The 12,421-nt window shown below is 63.4% G+C and carries 14 protein-coding genes and 1 tRNA gene; 9 read left to right on the top strand and 6 right to left on the bottom strand.

The genetic code is table 11. The annotated features are described in order from the left end of the window. Position 1 precedes the first annotated feature (1 nt). On the bottom strand, positions 2-1,819 hold the full coding sequence (gene ade / locus RFM41_RS17825; protein ID WP_320244772.1) for an adenine deaminase: 1,818 nt from the start codon (positions 1,817-1,819) through the stop codon (positions 2-4). A 159-nt stretch (positions 1,820-1,978) separates the two neighbouring features. Between ade and RFM41_RS17820 the strand changes: the two genes are divergently transcribed. Next, positions 1,979-2,638, top strand: a complete 660-nt coding sequence (locus tag RFM41_RS17820; RefSeq protein ID WP_320244771.1) for an outer membrane protein — start codon at positions 1,979-1,981, stop codon at positions 2,636-2,638. Between the two features lie 258 nt (positions 2,639-2,896). On the opposite strand, the gene RFM41_RS17815 is transcribed toward RFM41_RS17820, so the two are convergent. Further along, positions 2,897-3,124, bottom strand: a complete 228-nt coding sequence (locus RFM41_RS17815) for a hypothetical protein (RefSeq protein ID WP_320244769.1) — start codon at positions 3,122-3,124, stop codon at positions 2,897-2,899. Positions 3,125-3,303: 179 nt separating this feature from the next. On the opposite strand from RFM41_RS17815, the gene RFM41_RS17810 reads away from it, so the two are divergent. Beyond that, positions 3,304-3,389: transfer RNA gene (locus RFM41_RS17810), tRNA-Leu, on the top strand. Positions 3,390-3,501: 112 nt separating this feature from the next. On the opposite strand, the gene RFM41_RS17805 is transcribed toward RFM41_RS17810, so the two are convergent. Then, positions 3,502-4,080, bottom strand: a complete 579-nt coding sequence (locus RFM41_RS17805; RefSeq protein WP_320244768.1) for an NUDIX domain-containing protein — start codon at positions 4,078-4,080, stop codon at positions 3,502-3,504. Positions 4,081-4,332: 252 nt separating this feature from the next. Here RFM41_RS17805 and RFM41_RS17800 point away from each other — a divergent pair, with 252 nt between their 5' ends. From RFM41_RS17800 to RFM41_RS17790, 3 genes are all read left to right on the top strand, one after another. Then, complete coding sequence (locus RFM41_RS17800; RefSeq protein WP_320244767.1) at positions 4,333-5,436, top strand: NADH:flavin oxidoreductase/NADH oxidase; 1,104 nt, start codon at positions 4,333-4,335, stop codon at positions 5,434-5,436. An 83-nt stretch (positions 5,437-5,519) separates the two neighbouring features. Beyond that, positions 5,520-5,798 carry a DUF982 domain-containing protein gene (locus tag RFM41_RS17795; protein ID WP_320244766.1) on the top strand — a complete coding sequence of 93 codons (279 nt, stop codon included), beginning with the start codon at positions 5,520-5,522 and terminating at the stop codon, positions 5,796-5,798. Between the two features lie 25 nt (positions 5,799-5,823). Next, positions 5,824-6,063: a DUF2188 domain-containing protein gene (locus tag RFM41_RS17790; RefSeq protein ID WP_320244764.1), complete on the top strand. Its 240-nt coding sequence runs from the start codon at positions 5,824-5,826 to the stop codon at positions 6,061-6,063. Between the two features lie 69 nt (positions 6,064-6,132). Here the strand turns inward: RFM41_RS17790 and RFM41_RS17785 are convergent, their stop codons facing one another. Together RFM41_RS17785 and RFM41_RS17780 are read right to left on the bottom strand one after the other, a co-directional pair. Next, a complete protein-coding gene (locus RFM41_RS17785) occupies positions 6,133-6,402 on the bottom strand; it encodes a hypothetical protein (protein WP_320244763.1) in 270 nt (89 codons plus the stop codon). A gap of 181 nt (positions 6,403-6,583) precedes the next feature. After that, positions 6,584-7,558, bottom strand: coding sequence for an alpha/beta fold hydrolase (locus RFM41_RS17780; protein ID WP_320244761.1), 975 nt, complete (start codon positions 7,556-7,558; stop codon positions 6,584-6,586). Positions 7,559-7,695: 137 nt separating this feature from the next. On the opposite strand from RFM41_RS17780, the gene RFM41_RS17775 reads away from it, so the two are divergent. The 4 genes from RFM41_RS17775 to RFM41_RS17760 all read left to right on the top strand — a co-directional run bounded on the left by RFM41_RS17775 (position 7,696) and on the right by RFM41_RS17760 (position 10,741). Beyond that, positions 7,696-8,436, top strand: coding sequence for a competence/damage-inducible protein A (locus RFM41_RS17775; RefSeq protein ID WP_320244759.1), 741 nt, complete (start codon positions 7,696-7,698; stop codon positions 8,434-8,436). 75 nt (positions 8,437-8,511) lie between these two features. Next, entirely contained in the window at positions 8,512-9,345 is an 834-nt protein-coding gene (locus tag RFM41_RS17770) for a universal stress protein (protein ID WP_320244757.1), read from the top strand. A gap of 209 nt (positions 9,346-9,554) precedes the next feature. Next, entirely contained in the window at positions 9,555-10,055 is a 501-nt protein-coding gene (gene gpt, locus RFM41_RS17765) for a xanthine phosphoribosyltransferase (RefSeq protein ID WP_127860037.1), read from the top strand. A gap of 197 nt (positions 10,056-10,252) precedes the next feature. Further along, positions 10,253-10,741, top strand: a complete 489-nt coding sequence (locus RFM41_RS17760) for an NUDIX hydrolase (RefSeq protein ID WP_320245473.1) — start codon at positions 10,253-10,255, stop codon at positions 10,739-10,741. 156 nt (positions 10,742-10,897) lie between these two features. On the opposite strand, the gene RFM41_RS17755 is transcribed toward RFM41_RS17760, so the two are convergent. Continuing rightward, positions 10,898-12,022 (bottom strand): hypothetical protein, encoded by a 1,125-nt coding sequence (locus RFM41_RS17755; RefSeq protein WP_320244755.1) that lies wholly within the window; start codon positions 12,020-12,022, stop codon positions 10,898-10,900. Positions 12,023-12,421: the final 399 nt, after the last annotated feature.

Genomic DNA, 12,421 nt, shown 5'->3' with positions numbered 1-12,421 from the left:
CCTAGACGAACAGGTCGACCTTCTGGAACGTCGTCACGTCGACCAGGCCGACATCCGAGATCCTCAGCTCCGGTATCACCACCAGCGCCAGCAGCGAGTGCTGCATATAGGCGTTGTTGAGTGAGCAGCCGACCTTGCGCATCGCCTCGGTCAATTGCTCGGCCTTCGCCGCGACGATCTCGGCGCGCTCGTCCGACATCAGGCCGGCGATCGGCATCTCGACCAGCGCCAGTTCCTTGCCCTTGGAATAAAGCACCACGCCGCCGCCCACCTCGCTCAGCCGGTTGACGGCCAGAGCCATGTCTTCCTTGTTGGTGCCGACGACGATGATGTGGTGCGCGTCATGCGCCACGCTGGACGCCATCGCGCAGTCCTCCACATAGCCGAAACCGGAGACGAAGGCGTTGGTGACGCCGCCCGTGCCGCGATGGCGCTCGACCAGGGCGATCTGGCAGATGTCGTTGCGCCGATCCATGGCGACCAACCCGTCCTCGACGGCGAGATCGGCCTCCAGCGCCCGCGTCGGCGCCTGGTTCTCGATCACGCCGATCACCCGCGCCCGCACCTCGTTGGCGCCTTGCGGCGCCGAAATGTCGAAGTCTTTCGCCGCGAGCTTCTTGCCGAGCTTGACCGTGTTCTTGGCCGTCGGCGGATAGTCATAGGCGGGAATGTCGATCTCGAGCTTGCCGGCCTTCGCCAGGCGGACGCCGCGGCCATAGACCTCGTCTATGGTCATCTGGGCAAGGTCCGAAACGATCAGGAGATCGGCCAGACGTCCGGGCGCGATCGAGCCGATCTCGCGTTCCAGCCTGAAATGCTGGGCGGTGTTGAGCGTCGCCATCTGGATCGCCGTCACCGGCTTCAGCCCATGGCTGATGGCGTGCCGCACGACGCGGTCCATATGGCCTTCATGCACAAGCGTGCCGGAATGGCTGTCATCGGTGCACAGGATGAAATTGCGCGGGTCGATGCCGCCTTCGGTCACCGCCTTGACCTGCGCCGCGACGTCGTACCAGGCCGATCCCAGCCGCAGCATCGCCTTCATGCCCTGGCGCACGCGGGCGATCGCATCCTCGGCGCGCGTGCCTTCATGGTCGTCCTCCGCCCCGCCGGCTACATAGCCATGGAACGGCAGGCCGAGATCGGGCGATGCATAATGCCCGCCGACCGTCTTGCCGGCCCTGACCGTCTCGGCGATCTCGCCCGACATCACCGGATCGTTGGCGGCGACACCGGGGAAATTCATCACTTCGCCCAGCCCGATGATGTTTTCCCAGGTCATCGCCTCGGCGACGTCGGCGACCGTCAATTCGGCGCCGGCATGCTCCAGCCCCGGCGCCGAGGGCACGCAGGACGGCATCTGGACATGCACGTTGATCGGCATCGCGACCGCCTCGTCATGCATCAGGCGCACACCCGGCAGTCCAAGCACATTGGCGATCTCGTGCGGATCGATGAACATCGAGGTGGTGCCGTGCGGGATGACCGCGCGGCAGAACTCCGTCACCGTCACCATGCCGCTCTCGACATGCATGTGCGCGTCGCAAAGGCCGGGCACCAGATAGCGCCCGCCGGCGTCGACGACCTTCGTCCCCTGCCCGATGGCATGGCTGGCATTCGGCCCGCAATAGGCAAAGCGGCCGGCGGCAACGGCGATATCGGTGCCGGGGATGATTTCTCCCGAATGGACATTCACCCAACGGCCGTTGCGGATGACCAGATCCGCGGGCTTTCGGCCCATCGCGACATCGACCAGATGTGTCGCAACCTCCGTCCACGGCTTTGGCTTTGCGGCGCTTGTCGGCTTGGCGTTCGTCATCGGCTGAGTCCTCTGCTTGGGCCAGTTTGGCAAATGTCGGCGCCCGGAGCCAGAGCGTCAGGTCGTAAACCACTGTTGCAGAGATGCAATTCCGTTTCGCAGTGAATGAGGCTACTCTTTCCGAAGGAGTTTTTCGAAACCGCCATTTCGGAGTGCTCGATGCGTCGAATGACGCTCGCCAGTGCTGGTCTTCTTGCCCTGCTGTCCGGCCCTGCCTGGGCGGCGGACATGGGCACCAATCTGCCGATGACCGCTCCCGGGTTCGACTGGACCGGCTATTATGCCGGCATGCAGGCCGGGTATGGCTGGGGCCGGTCCGACATCACCGGCGACAATGGCGGTCCGTTTTCGGTGAAGCCAGATATCGACGGCGGTTTCGTCGGCGGCCATGTCGCGGGGCTCTGGCAGTTCGATCAGGCCGTGATCGGCGCGGAGGCCGATCTCAACTACGCCTCGATCGACGGCACCGCCGGCCCGGCAAACGCGTTCGGCACCGACGTCAAGTGGTTCGGATCGATCAATGCCAAGGCCGGCTACGCCATGGATCGCGTGCTGATCTATGGCATAGGCGGCATCGCTTTCGCCGGCATCGAGACGTCGCAGACGGCGGGCACGGCCTTTGCCCGGACCCGCACCAGCACCGGCTGGACGCTCGGCGCCGGCGTCGACTATGCCTTGACCAACAATGTCGTCGTCGGCGCGCAATACCGCTACTACGATTTCGGCAAGGAGCATTTCGATGCTTCGGACACCTTCACCGAGCGCGACCAGGACGTGAAACTGCAGACGCTAGGCGTGAATTTCAGCTATAAATTCTGAGGCTTGCATCGCCGCGACGATGCGGAACACCTCGCCCGCATCGTCTCTCGAAAATTCAGGTGGCCGACGCCCGCAGGGGGCGGGGGAATGGGTAGGGGCCTGATGGACGCCGGCCTCGGCGGATCGATCCGCCGTGTCGCGAAACTTAGCGTTCCTTTAGCAGACCGTAATTCCGTGATCGCGCCACTTTCCAACCGCCCTGCCCTCGCCACGGCGGATGTGGCGGATATGCTTGGCTGAACGCTTGCGACCGGCCGGTCAGGATCGGTCCGAAGCCCTCTTTCCTTCTGGCATGGCGGCGAGGCACTCCTCCAGCCGCCGAAGCCGCGCCTTTTGCCAGCGCAGCGTGTGCGCAACCTCGTGCAGGTTCCATTTGGCCTTTGAATTGGCGGCCTCGATCAGACCCCGCTCGAGCCGATCGATCTCGCTGCGCAGCTGCCGCGCCTCCGCCTCCCTGAGCCCCCTGATCCAGCCTGCCCCACGCATGGTTCCACCATCAAGACCGGCCCGATGCTCGCAGACAAACGCTAATGAGATCGGTTTGGAGAACTCTGCATTTTAAACATCGCTAATATTAAATCTACGCGATGGGCGACCACGCAAACTGCTGACGGTCCGAAACATCGCTTGACGGCTCATATCAGGCATCTGAAAAGGGCACGCCTGCGGACGTGGCGGAATTGGTAGACGCAAGGGACTTAAAATCCCTCGATCTCTGATCGTACGGGTTCGATTCCCGTCGTCCGCACCACCCTTCGCTCTTCGAGCTTCGGGTGGCGGGCCACCCCCAAGTTGATTAGACGAAGGCGTGTCCTCCGAAGCCTTGGCGAAGGAGGAGCTTCGGCTGGCAGGCCACCCCCGGTTCAGCCGACGATCGGGCTCAGCTTGAGGTGCTGGATCAGGATGATCGTCTTGGCGTCGACGATGCGGCCGTCGGCGATGCCGGCCAGCGCCTCGTCCAACGGCATTTCCAGAACCTCGATGTCCTCGCCTTCCTCCGGTGAGCCGCCGCCGTCAGAAATACGGTCGGCCGGCGAATAGCGAGCGGTGAAGAACCACAGCCGCTCCGTCACGCTGCCCGGACTCATGAACGGCGCGAACAGCCGCTCGATATCCTTCAGGTGGTAGCCCAGTTCCTCCTCCGCTTCCTTGCGGATGGCGGTTTCGGGATCGTTTTCGTCGAGCAACCCGGCGCAGGCCTCGATCAGCGGCTCGCGATAGCCCACGGCGTAAGCGGGGAAACGGAACTGCCGCACCAGGAGCACGGTCGAGCGCTGCGGATCGAAGGGCAGGATCACCGCGCCGTCGCCGCGATCATAGGTCTGGCGGGTCTGCGTCTCCCATCGTCCGTCACGGCGGCGATAATCGAGCACCGTCTTCTTCAGCACCGCCCAGTCGTCCGAAAGAACCTCCTCCGAACGGATGCGAACGCGATCTTCCATGACGACCTCCGTATTGGCCGCAAAGGGATAGAGCAAATTCAGGAAAAGTGTGAAACGGTTTTCCGTCCGAAATTGCATCAAACGAGAAAAAGAGCGGCTCCGCGTCCTTCGAAACGCGGAGCCGCTCTATTGGCGAACGACGACCTGCGCAATCCCGGAAACCGAATGGTCCAGCGACAGTTTCACCGGCTCGTGTCTGGCGCGACACGCCGCGACTGCCTAGATAGCGGTATCTCGCCAGGAGCCCGTTTCATGACGTCATCGCTTTTCCAGCCGATCACCCTCGGCGGCCTCACCTTCCCCAATCGCATCGCGGTTGCGCCCATGTGCCAGTATTCGGCCGAGGACGGCTCGGCCAGCGACTGGCATCTCCATCACTGGATGAACCTGGCAATGTCGGGCGCCGGCATGGTGACGGTCGAGATGACCGATGTCGAGCGGCGCGGCCGCATCTCGCATGGCTGCCTTGGCCTCTATTCCGACGACAACGAGGCGGCCGCCAAGCGCACGCTCGACGCCGCCAGGCGCGTCGCCGCGCCCGGCACGAAGTTCGGCGTCCAGTTGGCCCATGCCGGACGCAAGGCCTCCAACCGCAAACCCTGGGAAGGCGGCGGTCCGCTGCAGCCGGGTGAAGATCCCTGGCAGACGGTTTCGGCCTCGGCCATCGCCTATGACACGGGCTGGAATGTGCCGCATGCGTTGGAGGATGACGAGATCCTGGAACTCATTGCGCGTTTTGCGCAGTCGGCCGTGCGCGCCGAACGCGCCGGCTTCGACTTTGCCGAATTGCATGCCGCGCATGGCTATCTGATCTTCCAGTTCCTCTCGCCGCTTTCCAACCAGCGCACGGACCGCTGGGGCGGGTCGCTCGAAAACCGCATGCGCTTCGCGGTCGAGATCGCCAGAGCGGTGAGGAAGGCCGCTCCGTCCATGATGCTGGGCGCGCGCCTTTCGGTGAAGGAATGGGTCGACGGCGGTTTCGACGTCGAGGACGCGATCGAGGTGGCCAAGGCGCTGAAGGCCGAGGGCGTCGCCTATCTGTGCTGCTCCAGCGGCGGCAATTCGCCCCTGCAGCAGGTGCCGCCCGGCCCCGGCTACCAGGTGCATCTGGCGGAAGCCGTGCGCAAGGGCGCCGGCATTCCGACGCGCGCCGTGGGGCTGATCGACGATCCGAGCCAGGCCGAGGCGATCGTCGCCGACGGCCGTGCCGACATGGTGGCGCTGGCGCGCGCATTCCTGGCCGATCCGCGCTGGGGCTGGCGCGCGGCGGCTGCCTTCGGCGAGGAAATCCATCCGGCGCCGCAGCTGGCGCGTTCGGTGACGACGATGCGGCATTGGATGAAGGCCGCCGGCTAACCGGAAACGAGCAGGTCCTGAGACGTTTGGGCGCAGGATCCTCGCCACAACTGCAACCAATTTGGCCGCTCTACGTTGCGGCCATGATGGACAACAAGCCCTTTGAAAAGCCGGTGGTGGTCGAACTCGGCCATGTCGGCAGATATCGCCAGATCCGAAGCACCCGCGAGGCCGCCGAGTGCCTGATGACTGTTTGGCCGCTCAATCGCGGCGATCGTCATCGTGATGCTCTCGACACTTGCCTCAAGGCGCTGGAAGGTTATCGTTCGACAGCGGACGCGCGTCGCGCCCTCGTCGAGGCGGCCAAGGAATCGGAAGTCCTGGTTCCTGAAGACAGGCTGCCCGACGGAAAGCTGCATTGAGCAGGTTTCTTAACCGGAGGATTCCATGGCGAAGCTGACTTACAAGATCGTCGAGCATGATGGCGGCTGGGCCTACAAGGTTGGCACGACATTCTCTGAAACTTTCCGCACGCACCAGGAAGCGTTGCGCGCCGCCGAAATTGCCTCGGCCGAACAGCAGATCGCCGGCACCACCGACGGCATCCAATATGAGGATTCCGACGGCAAGTGGCACGACGAACTGGCCGATGGCCGGGATCGCCCGCAGACCGAAGTATCTGATTGATAAGGTGTAGTCGCCCCCGCGACCGGCAAAGCCCAAGGCTTCATACCGGCCGCTGGCGACTATGCGACCCTATTTGCCGCAATAATGGTCGTTGACGTTCTGCTGCGAGTTGGCATCCGGACCGGGCGATGTGTCGGCACACGGCCCGATGGCACCGGTATTGCCGTAGGTGGTCAGCCCGGAGCCACCATTGATGCTGCCTGTGGCATAGGGGTCTACCTGCTCGCTCGCCGCGGGACGATGGTCGCGGTGCCACCACCAGTCATCCGATGACTGCGCCATGGCGACGCCACCCATGGCCAGCACCAGCGCCGAAGCTGCGATAAGTCTTGTAAGCATTGGATTTCTCCATTTCTCTCGATCGCAAAATACATGGGGCCGAAGCCCCACAGCGATACGGACGAAACCCTGCGGCGGCGACTAAAGTTCCATCGGAAATCCCAGGTGAGACGGAATGTCCGACACTTTTATGTGACGCCTCGTGAACGCCCGTGGCGCGCGCGGGAGGCGCAAGCCGAAATCATTGCGCGTCGGCGAAAGCACGCGCGGCGACACGTTGGATAAAGGCCACGACCCGTTCGGGTTCCATAAATTGCGGCATGTGGCCGAGATCTTCGACCCGTTCGAAGTCGAGGCCTAGGATCTTGTCCAGCATCGGTTCGCCATGAACGGCCTCGGCGATCACCTGGTCGCCGGTGCCGAACAGGATGCCTGCCGGCATCGCTATGTCACTGTAACGCCGTTCGATTTCGCCAAGGTCCCGTTCCACGGCCACGACATCGGTGGAGGTGGCGAAATAGTGGGACGGACGCAACCCGAGCCAGCCGCCGCCGGCGACCATGTAGCCCGCGGGAACCGCTTGCGGCGCGAAGATGAACCTCAGCGTCGGCCGCGCGTAACGAAGACTGAGCGGTATCGCCACCGTGTGGGCCAGGACGCGGCGCAGCAACGGCGATGGGACATAGAGCAGGTCAAACCGCTGACGTATCCTCGCTTCGAGATGCGTCAGCGGCGAGAGCAGCGCGATGCCGGAAATCGCTTCCGGATGCCCTGTTGCCAGGGCAAGCGCGATCGCCCCGCCGAGCGAATGGCCGACGATGAGTGGCCGTTCCAGGCGCAATTCCTCGATGAAGCGCCGCACGATGTCGGCCTGTTCGGGCAATCGGCCGGTCGCGCCGCTTGCCCGAACCGAATAGCCGGAGCCCGGCCGGTCTAGCGCGATCAGCCGGCAACCGGAACCGAAGCGCCCGAACAGCGTGTGGCGGAAATGGTGGAGCTGAGCGCCGAGCCCGTGCAGGAAGACGATCGGCCTGCCCTCGCCCTCTTCCGCATAGTGGATGCGGTTGCCGTCGATCTCGATGAATTTCCCGCAAGGCGGCACCAGTCCTTCGGCCTTTGCCGCGATCCGCCATGTCGCAAGCATCAGGGCGAGCACGGCAAGGGTCGCCGCGACAAGCAAGCCGGCAAGCAGCCACAAGACAATCGATATCGGCATGTTTTCACCCCGGCCCGACCGACCGCACCATATCCGCAACGGGCGCCGCCACAAGCGCGCATCCGACCCATCCGGGTTTCGCATTGCGGCCGGCCGCCGGCCGCGTTATCTCAGGCGATCTTTTGCCGGAGCCCGCCATGCCTGAAATCGTCACCGCCGCCATGCTCGTCATCGGCGACGAGATCCTCTCCGGCCGCACCAAGGACAAGAATATCGGCCACCTCGCCGACATCATGACGGCGATCGGCATCGACCTGAAGGAAGTGCGCATCGTCCCCGACGAGGAGGACGAGATCGTTGCGGCAGTGAATGCCGTGCGCGCCCGTTATACCTACGTCTTCACCACCGGCGGCATCGGCCCCACGCATGACGACATCACCGCCGACTCGATCGCCAAGGCCTTCGGCGTGCCCTGCGAATACGACGCCAAGGCCTATGCGCTGCTCGAAGCGAGCTATGCCGGGCGCGGCATCGAATTCACCGAAGCGCGCAAGCGCATGGCGCGCATGCCGCGCGGCGCCGACCATATCGACAATCCCGTCTCCGTCGCGCCGGGCTTCCGCTTCGGCAATGTCCATGTCATGGCCGGCGTGCCGTCGATCTTCCAGGCCATGCTGGACAATGTCGTGCCGACGCTCAAGGCCGGCACGAAGATGCTGTCGGCCACGGTCCATTGTCCCTTCGGCGAGGGCTTGATCGGCGGGCCGCTGGCCGAGATCCAGAAGGCGCATCCCGACACGATCATCGGCTCCTACCCCAAATATGGCGACGGCAAGTTCTGGACCGAGCTCGTCGTGCGAGCCCGCAGCGAGGAAGCGCTCGAGGCCGCGCGCAAGGACGTCGAGGCGATGGTGGCGGGCTTCGTCAAGGCAGACTGACCGGCGTTCGGCTGGAACCAGTCAACGCGCTGAGGCGTTCCTTCGCCGCGCACGCAAACAATTGAGGGACCGGTCATGCGCTTCAAGACAATCGTCGCCATTTTGCAGAACGAACAGGACGCCGAGCGCGTTCTCGATTGCGCCCTTCCGCTTGCCGAGAGGTTCGAGAGCCATCTCGTCGGCATCCATGCCGAGGCGCTTCCCGTGCCCTACACATCGGCCACCGGCTTCCCGGATACCGAGTTCCTTCAGGTCTCGGCCGAGATGAACAAGGAACGCGCCGACAAGTTGCAGGCCTATTTCCTGAAGCGGATCGAGGAATCCGGCCTCTCCTTCGAATGGCGAAGCCTGGAAAGCTTCTCTGGCGACAGCGCGCTGACCGGCATCTCGAGCGTGCGCGCCGCCGATCTGATCATCGCCGCGCAGCGCGAGGCCGGCGGCGATCCGAGCGCCGATGTCGACACGCTGGTTTACGATGCCGGCCGGCCGGTGCTGGTCGTGCCCCACGCCGGGCCGCTGGTCACCACCTTCCGCCGTGTGCTGCTTGCCTGGAACGGCAGCAAGGAAGCGGCCCGCGCCGCTTTCGATGCCCTGCCTTTCATCGCCCAGGCCGACAAGACGGACATTCTCGTCATCGACCCGCCGGAGACGCTGGATGAATCTCCGGAAGCCGCCGGTGCCGAGATAGCGGCGGCGCTGTCGCGCCACGGCGCCAATGTCAGCGTCTGCGTGCAGAAATCGAACGGCTCCTCAGTCGACGATATCATCCAGTCGCGGATAACCGAGTCCGGCGCCGATCTTCTGGTGCTCGGCGCCTACAGCCACTCCTGGCTGCGCCAGCTTCTGTTCGGCGGCGTCACCCGCACGGTGCTGCGCACGACGAATGTGGCGGCCTTCCTGTCGCGGTGAGCGCAGGTCTCGAAGTCGCAAGGCTGTTCGAGGTCGCGACCTGCGTCAAGCTAAAGCGCGTCGCTTCAATTCGTCTCAGTGCTACGCACTTTAGAGTCCACAGCCCTCGCTAACCCTCCCCTTGCCAAGCCCGGCGCTTTCCGGCTAATTCCGCCTGCATTCCAGTGTTTTCTGCGCGCCGACGGCGCGCCTTGCGGAGTGCGCGAACCATGTCCCTTCCCGAAAAAGCCTTTCCCGTCTCGTGGGACCAGTTCCACCGCGACGCCCGTGCGCTTTCCTGGCGGCTTTCCGGCGCCAACAAGGGACAATGGAAAGCGATCGTCTGCATCACGCGCGGCGGACTGGTGCCCGCCGCCATCATCGCGCGCGAGCTCGGCATCCGCGTCATCGAGACGGTGTGCGTCGCCTCCTACCATGACTACACCAGCCAGGGTCAGCTGCAGGTTCTGAAGGAGATTTCGCCCCCGCTGCTCGCTGATGAGGGGGCCGGCGTGCTCATCATCGACGACCTGACCGATACCGGCAAGACGGCAGGCATAGTGCGCGCCATGATGCCGAAGGCGCATTTCGCGACCGTCTATGCCAAGCCGAAGGGCCGCCCGCTGGTCGACACATTCGTCACCGAGGTCAGCCAGGACACCTGGATCTACTTTCCGTGGGATATGGGCTTCACTTACCAGAAGCCGATCGCCGATGATCACGCCGGCTGAACGGCCTTCATGTGTCCACAGGAACTGCCTCAAAGGCAGCTCCAGTAGCCGCGTCGATAGGCGCAACTACTTGGCCAAATGACCTTTTCTGGTGGTATTTGCGGGTGGAGTGAAGTTTTTTACTTTTAAAGCTCATAATTCGCCGTAAGATTCCTAAGGTGGCAAACGATTCTGGAGGCTGGGGGCAGCTTCTCACCATGTTGACGAGGCCGACAACGCACAACCAGATGGCCGAAAGAGTCCGGCGGCTCTTCGGCGTCGCGCCTTGTCGCCTGCAGGTCGCCGCCTTGCCCTGGCGCGAGGGCGGGAACGGCGTGGAGATCATGCTGATCACCAGCCGCGACACCGGGCGCTGGGTGCTGCCCAAGGGTTGGCCGGAGGCCAGGGAACCCCTTTGCAAGGCCGCCGCGCGCGAAGCAGGCGAGGAAGCCGGGCTGCGCGGCACCGTCTCGCATCTGGAAGCCGGCCGGTATTTCTATGCCAAGGTCCTCGCCTCAGGCGAGGAAGTGCCTTGCGAGGTGCTGGTCTTTCCGCTGCATGTCGAGCGCGTCGCGGATCGCTGGAAAGAGAAGCGCTCACGCACGCGCCAATGGGTCGGCCCGAACGAAGCCGTCCGTATGGTCAACGAACCCGACCTTTGCCAGATCATTGCCGGCTTCTGCGCCGCGCCGCGCAAGTTCGCCTGATTCAAAACAAGTCCAAGTGAAACGATCATGCTCGGCGACGTCGCCGTAGCTAGGCTCGGCGACTTCGCCGTAGCTAGGCTCGGCGACTTCGCCGTAGCTGGGCTCGGCGGCTTCGCCGTAGCGCTCCGTCCGGAATTGCGTCATATCGCACGATGGTCAGACGCGGCCGAAATCATCGGAACTGAGCCGGGTCCAGCGATCGCCCATCAACCCGCCGATGAAGATGTCGCCGGAGCGGACCGCTTCAGTGACCTCGGCGATGCGCGAGCGGACCATCGTGCCGCCGGCATAGTGGAAGAAGACGTTCTTGTAGCCGAAGAGTTGCGGCATGAATCTGCTCTGGGTCTGGCCGGTAATGCCCACGCAGCCCAAATCCCGCGCCGCCGCGATGAGGGCATCCAGCGTCGCCCCCCAGTGGGACCCGGACGCCTGGATTTGCAACAGGTTCGCGATGCCGCCGGCCTGGCCATAGAAGGCGTAGCATCCCAGCATCTTGCCCGTTTCGTCGCAAATCCCGCCGAAATGAAGTGGCCCGTCGGCCTGCTTCTCAGCCGCCAGCGCAAGCAACCGCGGCAACTCGCCGTCCTTCCAGCTCGGACGCAGGGAATAATCGGTCATCAGGACAGGCAGCCGCTCGGCGAACCGGGCCGCATCGATCAGCTCCCGGTGGATCCGTTGGCTTGACGAGTACTGAGCCGGCGGCTCGAACCTTCTTCGTGCAAGAGCATCGAATGCCCCCGCGAAGGGATCGAGCGCAAGGCGAGGCATCGCCGACCATTTGCGGCGCAACATGGCGACGGCCATGGCGCCCGGTCGGAAAACGCAGGTCCATTCCAGACAATGCACCGGCAGGAGCTGATATTTCATCGGACGCGCGAAGGCCAAGGACGTCCGGTTGGCGGAATCGGTCAGGTACAGGTCGAATTCGCCTTGATGCAGCGTACGCAGCAATTGCGGCCCGGCCCAACCGTGATCGGTGCTGGAGTCGGTCATGAAGGGGCCGATGATGGCCGCCTTCAGTGCCCTTCCGTTGAGCTCATAGCGGGCTTTCAGAACACCCATGAAGCCACCCAGGCGACCCTGCGGGTTGATCTGGACAAGAGCCTTGCTCTCATCCCCGTCAAGGTAAAGCTCCCTCATATAGTCCGCTGTCCGCGTGATCGCGCGATCGCGCTGGCGGCGGCGATGGCGGAACTTCATCAGGAAGAGCGCGGCGACTTGCTCGAGATCCTCGGCGGCTAAAGGCCGAACCGAGCCATGGGATTCCAGCGGCGCAGCCACCTTTCCCGGATCCGCTTTTGCGGAGACAAGATCCATCGTGAATGCCTATACGAAAGCGCTAAAGGCGGCCGTGCTTCCCAAAGGAAATCTCCATTCGGTCGGCTTCCTGCGAAAAATCTCCAAGAGGCCCTCTTCTGCCATATCTGATTTTCTTTTCTGTAAATACAATAAAATAGTTGCTTCAGGGCGCATGAATAGATAAGGACTAAAATAGAAACACCTAAAACTTTAATATATATAAAGTAATTTGAAAAACATATTGAGCCGCTCTAACCGCATAACGAGCGAGCGGTTGCAACCGCGGAATTTGAAGACGGATTGTCGGACGATCATACGTCGAGCAGCAGGCGCTTCGGACATAACGCGCCAGTTGATGGGCTCGCGACAGGTTTAGCTCAG

Origin of the sequence: Mesorhizobium vachelliae, assembly GCF_033977325.1 — a bacterium.
In the GTDB taxonomy this organism is placed as follows: domain Bacteria; phylum Pseudomonadota; class Alphaproteobacteria; order Rhizobiales; family Rhizobiaceae; genus Mesorhizobium; species Mesorhizobium vachelliae.
Note: the sequence above shows the minus strand (reverse complement) of the source record. Positions and strands in the feature narration are given on the sequence as shown.

Excerpts from the sequence above, each read along its gene's own strand:
- RFM41_RS17790 (WP_320244764.1), top strand. The coding sequence starts at position 5,824 with ATGGCGAAGCTGACTTACAAGATCGTCGAGCATGATGGCGGCTGGGCC.
- RFM41_RS17800 (WP_320244767.1), top strand. The coding sequence starts at position 4,333 with ATGACGTCATCGCTTTTCCAGCCGATCACCCTCGGCGGCCTCACCTTC.
- RFM41_RS17795 (WP_320244766.1), top strand. The coding sequence starts at position 5,520 with ATGATGGACAACAAGCCCTTTGAAAAGCCGGTGGTGGTCGAACTCGGC.
- RFM41_RS17815 (WP_320244769.1), bottom strand. The coding sequence starts at position 3,124 with ATGCGTGGGGCAGGCTGGATCAGGGGGCTCAGGGAGGCGGAGGCGCGG.
- RFM41_RS17775 (WP_320244759.1), top strand. The coding sequence starts at position 7,696 with ATGCCTGAAATCGTCACCGCCGCCATGCTCGTCATCGGCGACGAGATC.
- RFM41_RS17770 (WP_320244757.1), top strand. The coding sequence starts at position 8,512 with ATGCGCTTCAAGACAATCGTCGCCATTTTGCAGAACGAACAGGACGCC.
- RFM41_RS17805 (WP_320244768.1), bottom strand. The coding sequence starts at position 4,080 with ATGGAAGATCGCGTTCGCATCCGTTCGGAGGAGGTTCTTTCGGACGAC.
- ade (WP_320244772.1), bottom strand. The coding sequence starts at position 1,819 with ATGACGAACGCCAAGCCGACAAGCGCCGCAAAGCCAAAGCCGTGGACG.
- gpt (WP_127860037.1), top strand. The coding sequence starts at position 9,555 with ATGTCCCTTCCCGAAAAAGCCTTTCCCGTCTCGTGGGACCAGTTCCAC.
- RFM41_RS17785 (WP_320244763.1), bottom strand. The coding sequence starts at position 6,402 with ATGCTTACAAGACTTATCGCAGCTTCGGCGCTGGTGCTGGCCATGGGT.
- RFM41_RS17780 (WP_320244761.1), bottom strand. The coding sequence starts at position 7,558 with ATGCCGATATCGATTGTCTTGTGGCTGCTTGCCGGCTTGCTTGTCGCG.
- RFM41_RS17820 (WP_320244771.1), top strand. The coding sequence starts at position 1,979 with ATGCGTCGAATGACGCTCGCCAGTGCTGGTCTTCTTGCCCTGCTGTCC.
- RFM41_RS17760 (WP_320245473.1), top strand. The coding sequence starts at position 10,253 with ATGTTGACGAGGCCGACAACGCACAACCAGATGGCCGAAAGAGTCCGG.